Raw genomic sequence first — 19,534 nt, 5'->3', positions numbered from 1 at the left:
AATAAAAAACCTCCCAATTGGGAGGTTTTTTCAAAGCTAAAGATTACTTCGAACCTTTAATCCCGGCTTGCAATAACAATGCACCTAAACCACCAATCTTATTGTCTTGCGGCTTTTTGCCCTGAGGACGATCACCCTGCGGACGCGCCTGTTGCGGACGTTTACCCTGCGGCTTACGTTCAGTACGCTGTTCATTTTGGTCACGGCGTGGCTGACGTGGCGCTTTCGCTGCAGCAGCACCTTCCGGACGCATCGACAGGTTCACACGGTTACGCTCAACATCTACCGTTAAAACACGCACCTGAACAATTTGACCCGGTTTCACCACTTTATGCGGATCAGACACGAATTCATTGGCCAGTTCAGAAATATGGACTAAACCGTCCTGATGTACACCGACATCCACAAAGGCACCGAAGTTGGTGACATTGGTGACCACACCTTCTAGCTGCATGCCTTCAGACAATTGTGATACTTCAGTAATATCATCACGGAATTTAGCGGTACGGAATTCCGGACGCGGGTCACGGCCCGGCTTTTCAAGTTCGCTCAGCACGTCCTGAATGGTTGGTAAACCAAACTGGTCATCTACAAATTCTTCTGCATTGACCTGACGGATAATTTCAGTATTGCCAATAATATCTTTGACTGTGGTCGCTTTGGCTTCGACAATTTTAGACACCAGCGCATACGATTCCGGGTGCACCGCAGAGGCATCTAAAGGCTCAGAACCATTTTGAATACGCAAGAAACCTGCCGCCTGTTCAAAAGTACGCTCACCTAAACGTGGCACTTTTTTCAGGGCCTGACGATTATCAAAACGGCCATTTTCCTTACGGAAGTCCACGATTTGCTGGGCAATTGATTTGTTCAGACCAGCGATATAACCCAGAATTGCTGCAGATGCCGTATTCACATCCACACCTACCGAGTTCACACAGTCTTCCACCACCGCTTCCAGGGTTTTGGCCAAACCAGTCTGGTTCACATCGTGCTGATACTGACCCACACCAATTGATTTCGGATCAATTTTCACCAGCTCTGCCAATGGATCTTGTAAACGACGGGCAATGGATACTGCACCGCGAATCGACACATCCAGTTCTGGAAGTTCTTGTGAAGCCAGTTCAGAAGCTGAATAAACCGAAGCACCTGCTTCAGACACTGATACACGGGTCAGTTTCAGGTCAGAATTCGCGGCCATCATTTCAGCCACTAACGCTTCAGTTTCACGGCTTGCGGTACCGTTACCAATCGCGATTAAATCGACGTTAAATTCACGGCAAAGACGCGCCAGTTCCGTTAATGAACCGGCTTTATCATCTTTTGGTGCAAATGGATAAATAGTGCTGTGCGCCAATACATCGCCTGATTCATTCACTACCGCCAGTTTCACACCGGTACGGATGCCCGGGTCAACGCCCAGCGTCGTACGTGCGCCAGCAGGTGCAGACAGCAGCAGATGACGGAGATTTTCAGCAAACACCTGCATTGCTTCTGCTTCAGCCGCCAGACGTTTTTCAGTCAGTAAGGAATGCTCAATGGTCGGGCGAACTTTACCCAGCCAGAACAGTTTTGCGGTCTGCTTTAAATAGTCCTGACGCGCTTGTGGCTGCACGGCATCTAAATTGTATTCGGTTTCAATACGTGCCAGTGGTGCTTCATCTTCACCATCAACTTTTAAGCCCAGCACGTTTTCCTGACGGCCGCGCAGCATGGCCAGCAAACGGTGCGATGGTACTTTGTTCAGGCTTTCAGAGAAATCGAAGTAATCACGGAATTTTTTACCAACTTCTTTTTTCTCATCACTGGCCACCAGACTTTTCAGCACAGCGGTTTTGGCAAAGGTTGCTTTCAGTTCGGTGGTGAGTGCAATATTTTGCGCCCAGTCATCAATTAAAATGTGCTGAATGGCATCGAGCTGGCTTTCCAGGTCTGGATAATCTTCATGGCTAAAGCCTGCAAGCGCTTCTACTGGATCAATCGCTTCTGCAAAGATTTTCTCTGCGATTGGACCCAAGCCGGCTTCTTTGGCTTTAAAAGATTTGCTGGTACGTTTTGGACGGTACGGCGCGTAAATTTCTTCTAAGGCATTTTTAGTTTCAGCCGCATTCACACGTGCCAATAAATCATCAGATAATTTATTTTGTTCTTTTAGTGATTCAATCACTTTTTCACGGCGTTCAAACAAATCACGCAAATACGCTAAACGTGTATCGAGCTGGCGAAGTTGCGTATCGTCTAAGCCCTGCGTTACTTCTTTACGGTAACGTGCAATAAAAGGAACACTGGCACCTTCATCAATGAGTTTGATGGCAGCTTCTACCTGATTTGGACGTACGGCAAGTTCTTTTGCCAACTGCTGAACTAAGTCAGTCATCGTGTTTGATCCCACAAGGATAAGTACTAAATGGCATGATTATAAAGACCAGGCCCATAAAATCCACAATTGTTTTATGAAATTTACAGATGGCGATTCTTGCCAATTCGCAGATATTTCACATTTTTGCGGTAAATTCATCATTTCAGGGCCTTTTCTTCCCCAAATTGTGGGATTTATCTTCTATCATAGATGTATATATTTGGTATCTATGTCTTGATTTTAACTGCAATATTTGTTGCTTTAGAGCATAGTCAAGGCATACAGATGAATCGTATACTCAAAGTCAGTGAAAGCTTTGCATACGACCACAATAAAGAATAAAGGAGCACATCATGAGTTTAGTTGTACCTGCTGAAAATACAGATGCCGTACATACCGAAACTGACCGCGTTGAACGCATTCTCGTTGTCGATGATGATGTGCGTTTGCGTACGCTGTTACAGCGTTTTCTGGAAGATAAAGGTTTCGTGGTCAAAACTGCCCATGATGCTACGCAAATGGATCGCCTGTTACAACGCGAGCTGTTTTCCCTGATCGTGCTCGATTTCATGCTGCCGGTTGAAGATGGCCTGAGCATTTGCCGCCGTTTACGCCAGTCCAGCATTGATACGCCAATTATCATGCTGACCGCACGCGGCAGCGACTCAGACCGTATTGCCGGCCTTGAAGCAGGTGCCGATGACTATCTGCCAAAACCGTTTAACCCGAACGAACTGTTAGCGCGTATTCGTGCCGTATTACGCCGTCAGGTACGTGAAGTCCCAGGCGCACCAAGCCAGCAGATGGAAGTGGTCAGCTTTGGACCGTGGGCGCTAGATCTTTCGACCCGTACCCTGACCCGTGAAGGTCAAGTCGTGACTTTAACTACAGGTGAGTTCGCAGTGTTAAAAGCGCTGGTACAACATCCTCGTGAACCGCTGACCCGCGACAAGCTGATGAATCTGGCGCGTGGCCGTGAATGGGGTGCAATGGAACGTTCGATTGATGTGCAAGTGTCTCGTTTACGTCGCCTGATTGAAGAAAACCCGGCACGTGCGCGTTATATTCAAACGGTGTGGGGTGTGGGTTATGTCTTTGTTCCAGATGGTGCGGAATAAAGCTCACTCATCGAATCTATGACGGAGTCTTACGGTCTATTCCCCACTGATGGGATACAACCTGCGGTTCGCCTTACTTTTGTTTCGGCAAAAGTAAGCAAAACCATTGTCATCCGCAAAACTCGGCAAATTCCGTCATTTCAACCAATATTTCGCAGAAACATAAGTAATTTACTTGAGTCCTGCCTCAAACAGTTGCGGATGACCTAACGCGTATCCAATTTTGGGGGAGAACTTTCCCTTTTTAAAAAGGACTCATTGTGAAACTCGACCCCATCGATCCACAAGACTTTACCGACTTTGAAACCTATTCAGAACGCAAACGCACGCCGTGGGAACGCTTTCTGGATAAAATCAAACCGCGCTCGGCTGCCATGCGGACCACCGTGCTGGTGCTGTTTGTGGTGATTTTCAGTCTGTTTATGTCACTATGGTTCTTTTGGCGCACCCTGTATCTGCCAGAAATCCAGCAACATGCCCGTTATCTGGCAGTTGAACTGGAAATTCTAAACAATCCGGAATTACGGATTTTCCATAATGATGCCGAAGTCGATGTGGATGCCTGGCTAAAAAACCGGGTCGGGATTGAATACATTACCGATCCCAAGGAATATCCAAATGTCCGTGACAAGGTTATTGCCGAATTCTTTACCCGACAAATCGAGAAAAAACTGGCCAATGAACTCAAAGCCGATGATGTAACCGTGTATTTCCAGTTCAAGCCCAGCCCACGTATCTGGATTCAAACGCCGGAAATGAACGGCCACTGGGTTCGTGAACCATTAAAAACCTATGCCAACTACAGCCCGGAACTGGTGTTTGGCTGGCTGCTCGGCATTCCACTGCTGTCTGCGATTATTATTCTGACCTTGGTGCGTCAGCTGAACCGGCCATTACGCCGTTTGCAGGAAGCGGCCAACACCTATAGTCAAACCGGCAAAGCGCCTTATTTAGAAACCAACCACGGCCCACTGGAAATCCGTCAGGTGAATCAGGCTTTTAACCAGATGATTTTTACCCTGGAACAGACCGAGCGTGACCGCCGGATTATGCTGGCCGGAATTTCGCATGACCTGCGCACGCCTCTGACCCGGATTCGCCTGAGTGCAGAAATGATGCCGGATGAAGACTTTTTAAAAGAAGGCCTGATTTACGATGTCGAAGATATGGACGCCATTTTGGACCAGTTCATTTCCTATATGCGTGATGGCTCGGATGAAGAACTGCAAGATACCGATTTAAATGCCTTGTTACAGGAACTGGTGATCCAGTTTAAACCGCTGGACATTCGCTTTAGCCCGGAAGAATTACCAATTCTGCAGGCACGCAGCCTGTCGCTGAAACGCTTGATTGGCAACCTGATTAACAATGCCAAGCGTTATGGCACTGAACCGATTGAGCTGTCTGCCAAAGTGCAGGAACAATTTATCTGCATTAGTGTGGCCGATCATGGTGAAGGCATTCCTGAAGATCAGATTGAATCTTTAATGCAGCCTTTTGTGCGTGGGAATGCCGCACGTACCGTCCAAGGTAGCGGTTTAGGTCTGGCCATTGTGAAACGGATTGTCGATATTCACCAAGGCGAGCTGATTATTCGCAATCGCGAGCACGGTGGACTGGAAGTCATCATCTCTTTACCGCTGCCCGAACAGCCAGATGATGAAAAAAACAACAGCAGCACCCTAGAAAAAATTAAGCAAAGTATTACAGAACATTTCTAAATCATGCTTAAACATTGATCAATCAGTTCTTGGTGAAGATTTGGCTTTTAATTTTTATTATTGAATTTTCAACAAGATAAAAAGCATCAAATATATTTATACCTGCATTTTTTGAAAAAATTAGACCTTAGCCTAACAGGTATGCAAAATGGCTTTTTTGATGGGTACAATCGCCATCAGTTCTGATTTTTCAAACGAGAGTAAACCATGTCCCTAGATCGCATCCGTTTAGCTTCCCTACATGACAAGGTTATGAGTGCGGAGCAAGCTGCTCAATTCATCCAAGACGGTATGACTGTTGGTATGAGTGGCTTTACACGTGCCGGTGAAGCGAAAGCTGTTCCTTTGGCTTTAGTGAAACAAGCACAAGCGAATCCTCTAAAAATTACATTAATTACTGGTGCGAGCTTAGGGAACGATCTCGACAAACAACTGACTGAAGCCGGTGTACTGGCACGTCGTCTGCCTTTCCAAGTGGATAACACTTTACGTAAAGCCATCAACAAAGGCGAAGTCATGTTCATCGATCAGCACTTGTCTGAAACAGTTGAGCAAATGCGTAACCAGCAGCTGAAAAAGCCAGATGTAGCGGTAATTGAAGCCGTTGCAATTACTGAAGATGGCGGCATCGTGCCAACCACTTCTGTAGGTAACTCTGCAAGCTTTGCAATTTTTGCTGAAAAAGTCATTGTTGAAATCAACACCAACTTAAGCCCGGCGTTTGAAGGCTTACACGACATTTATATCCCGACCTATCGTCCTACCCGTCAACCAATTCCGTTGACCAAAGTTGACGAGCGTATCGGTACTCAAGCAATTAACATCGATCCTGCAAAAATCGTTGGTATCGTATTTAACAGCGAATTACATGACTCTCCATCAACTGTCACTGCACCAGATGACGAGACTCAATCAATTGCCAACCACTTGATCGCATTCTTTGAAAAAGAAGTAGCTGAAGACCGTTTACCGAAAAACCTCGGTCCTTTACAAGCAGGTATTGGTTCAATCGCTAACGCAGTATTGACCGGCTTGAAAGAATCAAACTTCGAAGACCTGATCATGTACTCAGAAGTACTGCAAGACTGTACTTTCGAACTGATTGATGCCGGTAAAATGAAGTTCGCTTCAGGTTCATCTATTACCCTGTCTGCGAAATACGGCGAGAAAGTATTTAACAACCTAGAACAGTACAAAGACAAATTAGTTCTGCGTCCACAGGAAATTTCAAACCACCCTGAACTGGTACGTCGTTTAGGTATTATCGGCATCAACACTGCGCTTGAGTTCGATATCTACGGTAACGTGAACTCCACTCACGTATGCGGTACCAAAATGATGAACGGTATTGGTGGTTCAGGTGACTTCGCGCGTAACGCTCACCTGGCCATTTTCGTGACCAAGTCTATTGCCAAAGGCGGCGACATTTCATCTGTTGTTCCATTTGCATCACACATTGACCATGCAGAACACGACGTTGACATTCTGGTGACTGAACAGGGTCTTGCCGATCTTCGTGGTCTGGCACCGCGTGAGCGCGCTCGTGCGATTATCGACAACTGTGCACACCCAATGTACCGTGATGCATTAAACGACTACTTCGACCGCGCATGTGCAAAAGGCGGCCACACTCCTCACCTGTTACGTGAAGCGTTGGCTTGGCACAGCAACTTCGAAGAAAATGGTCACATGCTGGCCCAAGAAGCAGCGGTAAAAACGGCTTAATCTCGGCCTGAATCAGATCTAAAAAAACGCTCCTCTGGAGCGTTTTTTTATGGCTGGACAGTTTCCCCTGTCACGTCATCTATTATCGGGTCGGGTTGCGTAACTGTGAGCTAATATCGGGGAACAAGCTATTGCCCAGATTCATCTCATAATCGACCACGCCTAACGAAACATTGGGTAAATCAAGCTGAATCTGTCCATCCGGGCCACGAAATGGCGCCAGCAGGGTTTCCAGGCCACGTAGCGGGTTATCCGACTGCAGACCGGCGGCAATCGCCAGAATATGCTGCCGCAACGCGGGAGAAAGATGATCCATATTGACCGGTTCTTTGGCCGGCATGGTAATCAGGACAGGCGGGTCCGGGTCAATTACCCGGTTTTGAGTGTCCTGCTGAATTTGCATGATCCGGTGCTGTAATGCCTTACGCTTTGCACGATCTTCCTGATACGGAATAAAGCCCACTTCCTGACGTAGTTCAGGTTCTGCCATGACCTGAAGCGTTGCTAGACGCTCGGGTTGCGCCCAGACCGACGTTGAGCCGATTCCCAGCATAATCATTACAGTCGAGGAGAACATCTGAAAGCGCGTCATACACGGCCTCCTGAACAGTAATGAAACATGTCTCTCTATTAAGCGCCAGAATGCAATCTTATTCAGCAGGATTCGTGTTATTAAGCTGTTATTAGCGTAACTGTGTTCCCGATCTGATCAGACCCAGTGAATCTTGAAGATGAAAGATGAAAGATGAAAGATGAAAGATGAAAGATGAAAGATGAAAGATGAAAGATCATGCTGCCATTTTTTAAATGCCATAAAAAAAAGCCCCTGCAATGCAGGGGCTTTTTGAATATGGTGGCGAGACCCAGGATCGAACTGGGGACACACGGATTTTCAATCCGTTGCTCTACCAACTGAGCTATCACGCCGATGCCGTGTATTAAGCCGCATCTGGGGAAATTAGTCAATATAAATCATGACATTTTTATTTAATCGAGTATTTTTTACCCAAAAAAAATCCCTGATGGGATCAGGGATTGAAAACGTTTAAACGTTTGAATATGGTGGCGAGACCCAGGATCGAACTGGGGACACACGGATTTTCAATCCGTTGCTCTACCAACTGAGCTATCACGCCGATGACGCGTATTAAACAATCTCCGCCCGGTGCCGTCAAGCAGCTTTTGCATAAATTCAAGTATTTGTTTACTTTTACAGCATTTTGTACGCTGTCTGCTTATTTTTTAAGTGAAACGCCCATGATTCCAGTCATTTGCAGGCCAGCAGATAAAAAAAGAGAGGCGATTAGCCTCTCTTGAATTTCATTTTAACTCGCTTAGAGCTTGTCCAGATGTGCCAGACAGCGGTGAATTGCGCCACAGCCCGGTTCAAACTGATTCACGCCTTTGGCTTCTTCCATGCGGCAGACTTCACTGACCAGACGCTCGGCCACACCGCGACCACGATTGGCCGGATGCACCACAATATATTCCAGGGTCCTGCTTTCGCCCTGCCCGGTACACCAAATTGCACCAATTAATTTTGTATTAAATTCTGCGGTATAAAGTAGGGTATACTGGTTCAGATGTTGCTCGAGTTGCTCTACCGCATCCTGGCCATCACCAAACTCTGGACTGGTGTCATACAGTCGCTCAAGCTGGCTGCGCACTTCATCATTTTCCAGTGAAGTATAAGCATGTACGGTAATAGGCATTGATTAACCCTCCTGAGCAATCTAATATGCTGGGACTTCGTCGCAGCGAAACATTTTTACATCCATCATTTTTAACGTTTTTTGAGGAACGTGTCCATGGCAGAGCGTATCAGTGAAGTGGTAAGAAACACTAACGAAACCAAAATTCGAGTTCGTTTAAACCTCGACGGTACCGGTCAAGGCACACTCAACACTGGTATTCCATTTTTAGACCATATGATTGATCAAATCAAGCGACACGGTTTGTTTGATATTGATATTCATTGTGATGGCGATCTGGAAATTGATGACCACCATACCGTAGAAGACTGTGGTATTACCCTGGGTCAGGCCTTTGCACAGGCACTGGGCGATAAAAAAGGCTTAAAGCGTTATGGTCACTTCTATGCCCCACTCGATGAATCTTTAAGCCGTGCCGTGGTGGATTTATCTGGTCGTCCGGGCCTGTTTATGGATGTGCCATTTACTCGCGCCACCATTGGCCGTTTTGATGTCGATTTATTCTCTGAATTCTTCCAGGGCTTTGTGAACCACTCGCTAATGACCGTACACATCGACAACCTGAAAGGCAAAAACAGCCACCACCAGATTGAAAGCGTGTTTAAAGCCTTTGCGCGCGCACTGCGTATGGCCTGTGAAATTGATCCACGTGCTGCAAATACTGTGGCATCGACCAAAGGTACCCTGTAATGACCCGTATTGCCCTTCTTGATTATGGCATGGGGAATTTGCACTCTGCCGCCAAAGCTTTGGAACACGTCGGTGCTACGGTGGATGTCACCAATGACCCGAAACTGATTGCCCAGGCCGATAAAATCGTGTTTCCGGGTGTCGGCGCCATGCGCGACTGTATGCAAGGCATGCATGAAGCCGGGATCGATGAGGTCGTGCGTCAGGCGGTGTTTAATAAACCGGTACTGGCCATTTGTGTGGGTATGCAGGCGCTGATGCAACATTCCGAAGAAAATGGCGGTGCCGATGCACTGGGTATTTTTGAAGGGGTGGTAAAACGCTTCCCGGAGGTTGAAGGTCTAAAAGTGCCACACATGGGCTGGAACCAGGTGCATCAGGTTGACCCGAGCCATCCAATGTGGAACAACATTGAACAGGATGCACGTTTCTATTTCGTGCACAGCTTCTATGTCGAGCCGAAAGACAGCACAATTGTGGCAGCGACCTGTGACTATGGGCTGCAATTCTGTACCGCCCTGCACAAAGACAACCTGTTCGCGACCCAGTTCCACCCGGAAAAAAGCCATACTGCTGGTCTGCAACTGTTAAAGAACTTTGTCGACTGGAAGATTTAACACCCTTCCTCTGTTGCGCAAGATGTATAAAGCCGGGTTCGTCCCGGCTTTGTTTTCACCTATTTTTTATTTCTTTCTTTTTTAAGCAATTTTTAGTAATATTTGACTTCTTTTTATACAACTCAATAAAAATAAAACAGGTAATTCAAAAATGCATAGCACCACTCATACCCAACACATCACGACACAAGATTCGGCACTCAGCGCGGCGGGGCGTTTTGGACGTTTCTCCTATCTGGCCTGGAACTGCCTGATTGCACTGTTAATGATTCCGGTTTTTCTGGTTTTGGCCCTGCTCTTTCCCGGGCTGATGAATATTGACCCTGCTGGCGGCATTCCGCTCACCCCGCTGGTGCTGGGCGCACTGATTTATCTGGGGGTGTTATATCTGATGTTTATTTTCACCATCCGCCGTCTGCATGACCGTAACCATACCGGCTGGCTGTCGTTACTGATGCTGGTTCCGGTGGCCAACCTGCTGCTGATGCTGTATCTGTTTTTCGCCCCGGGCGATCAGCGTGTTAACAGCTATGGCCCGCCACGTGCCACGGCTGGCTGGGAAGCGGCGCTGGCCTGGATTTATATTATTCTGTTGGTACTGCTATTTGCGTTTGCCATCTTTGGCGCAGTGCTGGCCTAAAAGGTCCCGCTTGCTTAAAATAGGGCCTGACAATTCAGGCCTTATTTTTTATCGCCAGCCCAAGGAAAAGATGGCATGAGCTTATCTTCAACATCACCCCATATGCCCTCTTCCAGCCAACTGGAACAGTTGCCGCGCTTTCAAAGTCTGCCGCCCTCTAAAATTCACCTGATTCAAACGCTGGCCGAATGTCAGCACTATGCGCATGAGCTGAGTATTGCGGCGGTACTCGGCTTTGATTCTGAATCCAAACCAATTTTTAAAAGCGGCGAAGTGTCGGATGGCCCGCACCTGATTCAGCTGGCGACGCTAGATCGGGCCTATCTGTTTCAGATGAATGAGGAAATCTGGAGCTTTCTCAAGCCAATCTTCGCCAATCGTGACCAAATTAAAGTCGGCTTTGGCCTGAAAAATGATGCCCATCTGTTTCGTAAAAAAGGCGTGGAACTGAACAGTGTGCTGGAACTGTCCAAATGCTTTCACAGCTTTGGCTTTAAAAACCCGGTCGGATTAAAACATGCCATGGCGCTGCTGTTTCAGGTCTATTTTCCCAAAAGCAAACGGCTCAGCACCTCGAACTGGGCCAATCCGGTATTAAGCACAGCACAAATGGAATATGCCGCCGCCGATGCTTATGCCCCGGTACTGGTTTTTGAAGAATTGTTGCGTTTGGGCCTGTTGCCGAAACAGATTCCCAATACCTCGCTCAAACTCAGAATCCGGCCATCTAAAACCCCGCCCTAAACCGCTTTGAAGATCAAGCTGCACAGACAGCCGGATTTTCTTCATCGAACCTTTGTTGACCGCCTGACATAGCACAGGCTGTTTTTGTTTTTGCATGCAAATATGGCATTTAGAAAATTTTCGTTTATTGCTAAGATGGGCGGCAAGAAATTTAACCGATGAAGCAAGGAGCGAAAGCATGCTGATCATCCCTGCAATTGACCTGAAAGATGGAAAATGTGTCCGTTTAAAACAAGGTCGTATGGAAGACGATACCGTATTTTCTGATGATCCGGTGGCCACTGCACAGCATTGGGTCAATGAAGGTGCGCGTCGCTTGCATCTGGTCGACTTAAATGGCGCTTTTGCAGGTACCCCAATCCATAAACCGGTGGTCGAGGCCATTGCCAAAGCACAGCCAGACCTGCCAATTCAGATTGGTGGCGGTATTCGCTCGTTTGAAACCATTGAACATTACCTCGATGCAGGCGTATCTTTTGTGATTATTGGCACCAAAGCCGTTCAAGAGCCAGAATTTGTCGAACAAGCCTGCAAAAAATTCGCTGGTCATATCATTGTCGGCATTGATGCCATGAATGGCATGGTCGCGACCGATGGCTGGGCCAACGTGACTGAAGTGAAAGCCACCGATCTGGCCAAACGTTTTGCCGATGCCGGTGTCTCCAGCATTGTGTATACCGATATTGCCCGTGACGGCATGATGCAAGGCGTAAACGTCGAGCAGACTGTCAATCTGGCGCAATATTCAGGTTTACCAGTGATTGCTTCAGGCGGCGTGACCAATCTGGATGATGTCCGTAACTTAAAAGGCCAACCGGGCATTTTAGGGGCGATTACCGGTCGTGCCATTTATGAAGGCAGCCTGAATTTGCGTGAAGCGCAATTGCTGCTGGATGAGCAAGCCCTCTAAGTGCTGCTGTCAGAAAGAGGTCTTCGGGCCTCTTTTTTTATGCCCTCACCGGGTTGATGTCTTTTTTCGAATACTCGCTGATCTGCCATGTCTGATGCCCCTGTGAACCTTAAAACCACACTTAACAGCAAAGCGCCACAACTGGCCCTGATCATGATTACCATGCTCTGGGGCGGTACCTTTGTGGCAGTCAAGCTGGCGCTGAATTATGCCAGCCCGATGTTTTTTGTCGGCTGCCGTTTTGCCGCCGCTGCACTGGCAGTCGCACTGATTTCGCTGCCGCATTTACGCGCTGTGCAAGCCAAAGAACTCTGGGCCGGCGCATTGATTGGGGCCAGCCTGACCGTCGGTTATGGTACGCAAACCGTAGGGCTGCAGACCATCAGCAGTAGCGAATCGGCATTTTTAACCGCATTATATGTGCCGCTGGTGCCGATCTTACTGTGGCTGCTGTTCCGGAAACGGCTACACATCATGATCTGGCTGGGCGCTAGCTGTGCCTTTATCGGGCTGGTTTTACTGACCGGCAATGGTTTGGGGCAGCTACAGCTGAGTTTTGGTCAGCTGATTACCCTGCTCGGCGCCATTGCGATTGCACTGGAAATTATCCTGATCAGCCATTTTGCCGGACGGGTCAATCTGCAACGGGTCACGGTGATTCAACTGCTGTTCGCCTCCCTGTTTGCCTTTCTTGCCATGCCACTGGTCGGTGAGCAGCAACTACCACAATTTTCCTGGATGCTGCTGCTCTTGGCGGGCGGTTTAGGTCTGGCCAGTGCACTGGTTCAGCTGGTGATGAACTGGGCGCAGCGTGCAGTCAGCCCGGCACAGGCGGCAATTATTTATGCCGGAGAACCGGTATGGGCTTCGCTATTTGGCCGTCTGGCCGGCGAGCGTTTACCGTTTATGGCTTTGGTCGGTGGTTTTCTGGTGGTGCTGGGCGTGATTATCAGTGAATGGAAACCGAAATTTCTGCGTCAGAAACAGCAGCACACGCCATCAGCGATCGATCTTCCGGACTAAATTTTGGGAAGATCGGTCTTATGATTCAGATATTTAAGAATACATCGGCTCATTATCATTCAGGCGCATAATACCGCGAATAGCCCGATAGACAATCCACAGCCAGGACAGGCCAATCACCGCCAGACAGAAGGCCGAAGCACCAAAAATGACCTGGGCAAAGCGGTTCGGGTCTTCATCAATAAAGAAAATAAAAAAGAACGGCACAAAGGCCACAATATTCCAGAATAGATACCACCAGAAGCTGCGAATTTGCCAAGTAAAGTGGCTTTCAAAAATCGAACCGCGTACCGCGCCGCGTTTTACATAATTGATGATTAGCGCGACGATTGCCAGCAAGCCGGCACTAAAAATCGCCACGATATACAGAAGATACAGAATAAAAGTCAGACTACGATTCGGGTCACGGTCAATGGAAGTATTCATATTGTTGTCCTGCACTCCCCGCCCCGCTATGCTCAGAGCGTCAACAGATTAAAAGGAGAAATAAACCATAAAATCAAAAGAATATTTAAGCCAATTGTACAAAAATAAATTTTACGAAAAGGTTGTTTTTGTGTTTTATGTCGCATTTTTTCCTGTGCCAGCCAGGCCGCCGGCCAGCCCCCCAGAGCCGAAACCAGATGCAGGCTCTGTTCCGGAATCCGGCGGTGACCGAGTTGGGCCGCTTCCTTGTCTTGTGCATACAGCCAATAGCTGAGTGCATTCATCAGGCTGATCAATAACAGCAGCAGGCCGTGCAATAAACCGGTCAGGGTCAGTACCGCCAGCACGAGAATATAGGCCACACACAGGATTTGCATGGCCGGACGTTTGGCCGCAGGACGCTGCCGCGGCTTGCTCACCACATCAGCACGCGGCTTGACCTGCGAGGCTTTTAAATACACCACCTGCTGGGCCCGATAGCGGCCGCGTTCATCTAAAATGACCTGATAATCCAGTGCACAACCGACAATCGGGCGCGGCCCCGGACGGGCAAAATCCTTGATATGCAAAAATACGCGGTCTTTGTCCGGATCATTGGGTTGAATAAAGCCATAGCCCTTGTCATCAAACCATTCAATTAACCGGCCCTGATCGCGCATTTCCCTACCCTTTATGTTTAAGCTGTGACGAACTTTAAGCGTTCAATCAACATATTACGCATCTCGAGCGGATTTTTCTGCAAAATTGCGTCACCGCTGCGTCCTTGCAAAGCATTTTTTTGTGCCACCTGTAAACGCATCATCCAGAAACGGCCAGCAGCCATTGCCAGATACAGCTCCAGACAGGCTTTTTCATCTTCGGTTAAAGGACGAATGCTGTCATAGGCTTTTAAAAAGGCCATGGCTTTGTCTTCATTCAGGCTGACCTGCGGATACTCAGTACAGAAGTCATTTAAGGTAATGGCAATATCAAACAGCCATTCATCCTGATTCAGCTCGTAAAAATCCAGAATGCCCTGCAGCTGATCGCCTTCAAACAGGGTATTATCGCGGAATAAATCAGAATGGATAAACCCTTTTGGACGGTCCGGATAAATCGCGGTAAGCGCTTCATACAGTCCCAGCAATTTGCTGAGCAGGACTTTATCTGCCTCGCTCAAGCTGGGTTTAATTTCCTGGGATACCGCCAGCCAGTACGCATGATCGCGGACAAAAGCGCGTTTTAAAGGAAAATCTTTTAAGGCCACATGCATTTTGGCCTGTGCCACGGCAATGGCTTCCACCTGAGCGATGCTGGCCGGCATTGGATGCTCGCCGATTAAACGCGGCGCAATCTGGGCCGGTTTCTGTTTAATCGAGTGGATGGCCTTGCCAGCATAACTGAGCGGCACCGCCACAGCCAGACCTGCCTGACCCAAATGTTCCAGTACCGGCACCAGTTCACCGGCTGCCTGTTCATCCATGTCTTCAAACACGGTCAACACATAGTGTGTACCGTCCTGAGCCACCAAAAAGTAATTGGTATTTTGAATACCGCCTTGAATCGGAATCAGATCGACCACCTCAAGTCCATAAGGGGCTGCAAAATCCTGAACTTCCTTTAAAGTCAAAGGCGTATAAACCGACATAGAAAACCTGCGAAAAATCTTACATAAGTTTGATAGAATAGCGTGTCCATCTGCCAAGGTGTAGCGCTTGTGTGGGTGAGTTTCATAATCAGCTGAAATGACTGGAAAAAATTATGCTTGCTAAACGTATTATTCCTTGCCTAGACGTAGATAACGGCCGCGTGGTGAAAGGTGTGCAATTTCTGGATATTCGTGATGCAGGTGATCCGGTTGAAGTGGCGCGTCGTTATAACGAACAGGGCGCTGATGAAATCACCTTTTTAGATATTACCGCTACCCATCATGGCCGTGACACCACCTACCGTACCGTTGAGCGTATGGCAGAAACCGTGTTTGTTCCACTGACTGTGGGCGGCGGCGTGCGTAAGGTCGAAGATATCCGTTTATTGCTAAATGCCGGTGCCGACAAGGTCAGCATTAACTCGGCTGCGGTGTTTAATCCGGAATTTGTACAGGAAGCCTCACAACGTTTTGGCGCACAATGTATTGTGGTGGCGATTGATGCCAAAAAAACCGGCGACAACAAATGGGAAATTTTCACCCACGGTGGCCGCAAACCGACCGGGATTGATGCGATTGAATGGGCCGTGAAAATGGCTGATTACGGCGCGGGCGAACTGCTAATTACCTCTATGGATGCCGATGGTACCAAAGCCGGTTATGACTTAGCGCTAATGCGGACCATTAATGACCACGTCAATATTCCAACCATTGCTTCTGGCGGTGTTGGCAATTTACAGCATCTGGCAGACGGGATTTTAAAAGGCGGCGCCGATGCAGTTCTGGCGGCCTCAATTTTCCACTTTGGTCAGCACACCATTCCGGAAGCCAAGCAATACTTGGCGGCACAAGGTATTGAAATGCGCCTTTAAGCCCATTGGCTCAAAAATTTCAGAACTGAAAAGAGTGTAGCCATACACTCTTTTTTTATGCGGCAAAGCAAAACAAATAAAAAATGAAGATAAAAAAAAGGAGTCTTGAAGACTCCCTATAAACCAAGAATTGCTACAGCGCTTGGCATTAAAACGTACATATTTCAACAGAATCACCTTCGATGTAGGCAGAAGTTCTGCCGCTATCTTCAGCTTCTTTACTATAGAAAACTTCCCTGAACAGATATTGACCATCAACGCCAATTTTATTGACAATTCACGACAACAGCTTGCAAAGCAGTTGTTTTCAATCAGTTTTATTTGATCTCTATCACATAATTGATCCAGTATTATTGTTCCGCGAATATACTGACTTTGGGCCAATCAACGATGAATTTGCTCAGCAGATAAACAACCCTCTCATTAACTGGCTTTAGGTAGTGGCTCAAGATCTGGGGATGGCTTTTCATTCCGGTCGACCCATTTGGCCGGGAAGAATTTTTCCGCGCCGCGGTTTAATAGCGCCGACAGCGGCCGTGGCAAGGCAATCCCGAGCGGATTCTGCTCCTGCAAATCCGGTGAAGATATAACCCGGGTGCCCAGAATATAGTCAAACCAGGGCTTGGTTACACACCAGTTGGCATCCTGATTGCTGTTCATATGATGGTCATAGTGCCAGGGAATTTTTGTTCTGGCCCACTCTGGCTCCAAATGGGCACGGCGGTGAATATAGTAATAATTCAGGGCACTATACATGCTGCCGGCCATCATGCCTTTGGAAATCGGGAAAAATACCAGCCCAAATACACCCGCGGCGGCGGCCAGCGAAATAATCTCGTTTTTATTGCGCCAGTGCGACCAGCCAATCACATAGCTTTCATCATTAAACTGATTTTTCCGCACCTCACGATGATGCTCCCAATGCGAACGCATACTGCGTGGCACCGGACTGTGACGCGGCTGCCCCGGCCGATGGGTACCATGTAATACATATTTATGTGCCACCCATTCAAAGGCATTGGCCACCAATAAACCTGCAATAAATCCTTTTAACATGCTCCAGTCCTCCTGTGCTTTTCCTTCACTATAAGCGTCGGCACAGGCTAGATATTGACGGAAAAATTGAATATGATTGACAAATCACGACAAGAATAAAATGACAAGCTATGCAACGGATAAAGGATTATACCGGCTCGATTTATGGCGGCTTGGCCCAGTTGCTGTACGACTTTTATCAAGCACAACAGCTGCCGGTTCCAGAAAAATTACAGCAGGTTCAACATCAGGAACGTTTTGATTATATTCTCTGGCGCGACTTGCTGACCGAACTGGAACAGCAGCTACAGCGTCCGGCGTTGGGACTAGAAATTGCCGCGCTGGTGCAGCCCAAACATCTGGGCATTATTGCCTATATTGCCCTGTCCTGTGACAATCTGGGTGAAGCGTTGCAACGCTATCATGACTTTCACCGGCTGGTGTATGACGGCAGTCCGTTACAGGTGGAAGTGCAAGGCAATTATCTCTCCATTCGCTGGGCTGATCTGCCGCCGACCATGACCACGCAACTGACCAATGAAATTGCCATTGCGCTGATGGTGGAATTCCTGAAACATTTTATGGAATTTCAGGATATTTGCCTGCATGAGGTGCATTTCCAGAATCCGGCGCCACGACATGTGGCACTGTATGAGCAGTATTTTCATTGCAAGGTACGTTTTTCCCAGGAAAAAACCCAGGTGCTAATGCCGTTGCAGGAACTGTCGAAACCCTTTTATCAGGGGGATCAGACCTTACAGCATTTATTGCTTCAACAGGCCAAGGCACTGCTGGAAAAACTGCCAAACTCCACCCAGATTGATCACCGTTTACAGCAAGCGATTCTGACCGGTTTACAACGCAATATGTACCAGATTGAGCATATTGCCCAACAGCTGAATTTGTCAGTACGGCAGTTACAACGGCATTTACAGCAGCAAGGCACCACCTATCAGCAACGGATTCAGGAAGTGCGCTGCTTACTGGCCGAACAATATTTAAAAGATCCACATTTAAGCCTACAGGAAATTGCCCTGCTGCTCGGCTATTCGGAACAGAGTGCCTTTCAGCGTGCCTTTAAACAGTGGACCCAGCACACTCCACAGCAATGGCGTCAGAACAACTTAATCAATCTTTCATCTTTTTAGTTTAATTTGAAGCACATAAAAAAAGAGTATTTTACAAAAATAGTGTGATATATTTCACACTTTATAATTTTCATCACATAAATAAAATTCTGGAGACATGAAAATGAATAAATATTGTGCAGAATTTCTGGGGACCTTTTGACTGGTATTCGGCGGCTGTGGTAGTGCCGTGCTGGCTGCAGCCTTCCCTGAACTGGGCATTGGCTTTGTCGGCGTATCGATTGCCTTTGGTTTAACCGTTTTAACCGCAGCCTATGCCTTGGGGCATATTTCAGGCGGTCACTTTAACCCGGCCGTGAGTCTGGGCTTATGGGCCGGCGGCCGTTTTGAAGCCAAAGAACTGCTCCCGTATATCATTGCCTAAGTGTTGGGTGCTGTCGTCGCAGCCTGGATTTTATACCTGATTGTCCAGGGTCAGGCCGGCTTTAGCGGCACCGGTGGTTTTGCCAGCAATGGTTTTGGTGAATTATCCCCGGGGCAATATTCACTCGTTTCAGCACTGATCATTGAAATTGTCTTAACCGCCTTTTTCCTGATTATTATTTTAGGCGCGACGGATCAGCGTGCGCCGGCTGGTTTTGCACCAATTGCGATTGGTCTGGCTTTAACCCTGATTCACTTAATCAGTATTCCGGTCACCAACACCTCAGTCAACCCGGCCCGTAGTACCGGTGTGGCATTCTTTGCTGAAACTGCCGCCTTAAGCCAGCTCTGGTTATTCTGGGTTGCACCGATGATTGGTGCGGTGATTGGCGCGGTGATTTATAAAGTGGTCGGCAAGAAAGACTAATCTTGCTGCACGTCCGACAAGCTCACTTCGGTGGGCTTTTTATTTTTTAGATGGGCCATTTATAGAAAAGGATTTTCGATTTCCCGTGCTTCGGTACGCTGGATTTTTTCAGGCAAATTTGGCTCTTTTTCCAGAGCTGCAACCACCTCATTCAGCAATGCCTGCAAGGCTTTGGCTGCAGCCAGACCCGCCTGGTCCTTGGTGAGCTGTAAATTGCCATAGACATTCACGCAGTCCAGATCATTCTCGACAGTCAGATCATGAATGGCATGAGATTCTGTCCCATGTTGAAACGGTTTAAACATACCCACCTCGGCCGTAATGCTGGTTGTTGTGGCAGGATCAATTGCCATCCTGCCGTTTATATGTGCTGA

General features: G+C 47.8%; 19 protein-coding genes, 2 tRNA genes and 1 pseudogene. 12 read left to right on the top strand and 10 right to left on the bottom strand.

Annotated features, from left to right (window positions below; all coding sequences use genetic code 11):
* Positions 1-43: 43 nt before the first annotated feature.
* Entirely contained in the window at positions 44-2,380 is a 2,337-nt protein-coding gene (locus FTT68_RS06825; protein ID WP_180175244.1) for a Tex family protein, read from the bottom strand.
* 335 nt (positions 2,381-2,715) lie between these two features.
* Here FTT68_RS06825 and ompR point away from each other — a divergent pair, with 335 nt between their 5' ends.
* The 3 genes from ompR to FTT68_RS06810 all read left to right on the top strand — a co-directional run bounded on the left by ompR (position 2,716) and on the right by FTT68_RS06810 (position 6,926).
* Positions 2,716-3,480 carry a two-component system response regulator OmpR gene (gene ompR, locus FTT68_RS06820; RefSeq protein WP_005180561.1) on the top strand — a complete coding sequence of 255 codons (765 nt, stop codon included), beginning with the start codon at positions 2,716-2,718 and terminating at the stop codon, positions 3,478-3,480.
* Positions 3,481-3,740: 260 nt separating this feature from the next.
* Positions 3,741-5,201: an ATP-binding protein gene (locus FTT68_RS06815; RefSeq protein ID WP_005180564.1), complete on the top strand. Its 1,461-nt coding sequence runs from the start codon at positions 3,741-3,743 to the stop codon at positions 5,199-5,201.
* A 207-nt stretch (positions 5,202-5,408) separates the two neighbouring features.
* On the top strand, positions 5,409-6,926 hold the full coding sequence (locus FTT68_RS06810; RefSeq protein ID WP_005180567.1) for an acetyl-CoA hydrolase/transferase family protein: 1,518 nt from the start codon (positions 5,409-5,411) through the stop codon (positions 6,924-6,926).
* 82 nt (positions 6,927-7,008) lie between these two features.
* Here FTT68_RS06810 and FTT68_RS06805 read toward each other — a convergent pair whose 3' ends face one another.
* From FTT68_RS06805 to FTT68_RS06790, 4 genes are all read right to left on the bottom strand, one after another.
* Positions 7,009-7,518 carry a hypothetical protein gene (locus FTT68_RS06805; RefSeq protein WP_180006561.1) on the bottom strand — a complete coding sequence of 170 codons (510 nt, stop codon included), beginning with the start codon at positions 7,516-7,518 and terminating at the stop codon, positions 7,009-7,011.
* Positions 7,519-7,777: 259 nt separating this feature from the next.
* Positions 7,778-7,853: transfer RNA gene (locus tag FTT68_RS06800), tRNA-Phe, on the bottom strand.
* 133 nt (positions 7,854-7,986) lie between these two features.
* A tRNA-Phe gene (locus FTT68_RS06795) sits at positions 7,987-8,062 on the bottom strand.
* Positions 8,063-8,260: 198 nt separating this feature from the next.
* Positions 8,261-8,638 carry a GNAT family N-acetyltransferase gene (locus tag FTT68_RS06790; protein WP_016658426.1) on the bottom strand — a complete coding sequence of 126 codons (378 nt, stop codon included), beginning with the start codon at positions 8,636-8,638 and terminating at the stop codon, positions 8,261-8,263.
* Positions 8,639-8,734: 96 nt separating this feature from the next.
* Here FTT68_RS06790 and hisB point away from each other — a divergent pair, with 96 nt between their 5' ends.
* The 6 genes from hisB (at position 8,735) to FTT68_RS06760 (ending at position 13,262) form a co-directional block, all read left to right on the top strand.
* Positions 8,735-9,328 carry an imidazoleglycerol-phosphate dehydratase HisB gene (hisB, locus tag FTT68_RS06785; protein ID WP_180061507.1) on the top strand — a complete coding sequence of 198 codons (594 nt, stop codon included), beginning with the start codon at positions 8,735-8,737 and terminating at the stop codon, positions 9,326-9,328.
* The gene (gene hisH / locus FTT68_RS06780) at positions 9,328-9,945 is read left to right on the top strand and encodes an imidazole glycerol phosphate synthase subunit HisH (protein WP_005180583.1); all 618 of its coding nucleotides are present in this window, start codon (positions 9,328-9,330) and stop codon (positions 9,943-9,945) included. Before hisB ends, hisH begins: the two co-directional genes overlap by 1 nt.
* Before the next feature lie 151 nt (positions 9,946-10,096).
* Positions 10,097-10,585 (top strand): DUF805 domain-containing protein, encoded by a 489-nt coding sequence (locus FTT68_RS06775; protein ID WP_104513225.1) that lies wholly within the window; start codon positions 10,097-10,099, stop codon positions 10,583-10,585.
* 75 nt (positions 10,586-10,660) lie between these two features.
* Positions 10,661-11,329, top strand: a complete 669-nt coding sequence (locus FTT68_RS06770) for a 3'-5' exonuclease (RefSeq protein ID WP_180175243.1) — start codon at positions 10,661-10,663, stop codon at positions 11,327-11,329.
* A 178-nt stretch (positions 11,330-11,507) separates the two neighbouring features.
* Positions 11,508-12,239 carry a 1-(5-phosphoribosyl)-5-[(5-phosphoribosylamino)methylideneamino]imidazole-4-carboxamide isomerase gene (hisA, locus tag FTT68_RS06765; RefSeq protein WP_005180591.1) on the top strand — a complete coding sequence of 244 codons (732 nt, stop codon included), beginning with the start codon at positions 11,508-11,510 and terminating at the stop codon, positions 12,237-12,239.
* Between the two features lie 87 nt (positions 12,240-12,326).
* Positions 12,327-13,262 (top strand): DMT family transporter, encoded by a 936-nt coding sequence (locus tag FTT68_RS06760; protein WP_168395977.1) that lies wholly within the window; start codon positions 12,327-12,329, stop codon positions 13,260-13,262.
* Between the two features lie 33 nt (positions 13,263-13,295).
* Here the strand turns inward: FTT68_RS06760 and FTT68_RS06755 are convergent, their stop codons facing one another.
* The 3 genes from FTT68_RS06755 to FTT68_RS06745 are packed head-to-tail and all read right to left on the bottom strand — an operon-like array spanning position 13,296 to position 15,315.
* Complete coding sequence (locus FTT68_RS06755) at positions 13,296-13,688, bottom strand: hypothetical protein (protein ID WP_005180599.1); 393 nt, start codon at positions 13,686-13,688, stop codon at positions 13,296-13,298.
* 32 nt (positions 13,689-13,720) lie between these two features.
* On the bottom strand, positions 13,721-14,347 hold the full coding sequence (locus FTT68_RS06750) for a DUF1294 domain-containing protein (RefSeq protein WP_005180601.1): 627 nt from the start codon (positions 14,345-14,347) through the stop codon (positions 13,721-13,723).
* Between the two features lie 17 nt (positions 14,348-14,364).
* Positions 14,365-15,315 (bottom strand): homoserine kinase, encoded by a 951-nt coding sequence (locus tag FTT68_RS06745; protein ID WP_180061509.1) that lies wholly within the window; start codon positions 15,313-15,315, stop codon positions 14,365-14,367.
* 110 nt (positions 15,316-15,425) lie between these two features.
* Between FTT68_RS06745 and hisF the strand changes: the two genes are divergently transcribed.
* The gene (gene hisF, locus FTT68_RS06740; protein WP_317306787.1) at positions 15,426-16,187 is read left to right on the top strand and encodes an imidazole glycerol phosphate synthase subunit HisF; all 762 of its coding nucleotides are present in this window, start codon (positions 15,426-15,428) and stop codon (positions 16,185-16,187) included.
* A gap of 423 nt (positions 16,188-16,610) precedes the next feature.
* On the opposite strand, the gene FTT68_RS06735 is transcribed toward hisF, so the two are convergent.
* Entirely contained in the window at positions 16,611-17,243 is a 633-nt protein-coding gene (locus tag FTT68_RS06735; RefSeq protein WP_075167324.1) for a hypothetical protein, read from the bottom strand.
* A gap of 110 nt (positions 17,244-17,353) precedes the next feature.
* Between FTT68_RS06735 and FTT68_RS06730 the strand changes: the two genes are divergently transcribed.
* Positions 17,354-18,370, top strand: coding sequence for an AraC family transcriptional regulator (locus FTT68_RS06730; RefSeq protein WP_005180609.1), 1,017 nt, complete (start codon positions 17,354-17,356; stop codon positions 18,368-18,370).
* Positions 18,371-18,512: 142 nt separating this feature from the next.
* A pseudogene (gene aqpZ, locus FTT68_RS06725) lies at positions 18,513-19,160 on the top strand (aquaporin Z).
* 59 nt (positions 19,161-19,219) lie between these two features.
* On the opposite strand, the gene FTT68_RS06720 reads toward aqpZ, so the two are convergent.
* The gene (locus FTT68_RS06720; protein ID WP_104472615.1) at positions 19,220-19,465 is read right to left on the bottom strand and encodes a hypothetical protein; all 246 of its coding nucleotides are present in this window, start codon (positions 19,463-19,465) and stop codon (positions 19,220-19,222) included.
* Positions 19,466-19,534: the final 69 nt, after the last annotated feature.

Origin of the sequence: Acinetobacter sp. Q85-2 (genome assembly GCF_013420555.1) — a bacterium.
Classification (GTDB): domain Bacteria; phylum Pseudomonadota; class Gammaproteobacteria; order Pseudomonadales; family Moraxellaceae; genus Acinetobacter; species Acinetobacter indicus.
Note: the sequence above shows the minus strand (reverse complement) of the source record. Positions and strands in the feature narration are given on the sequence as shown.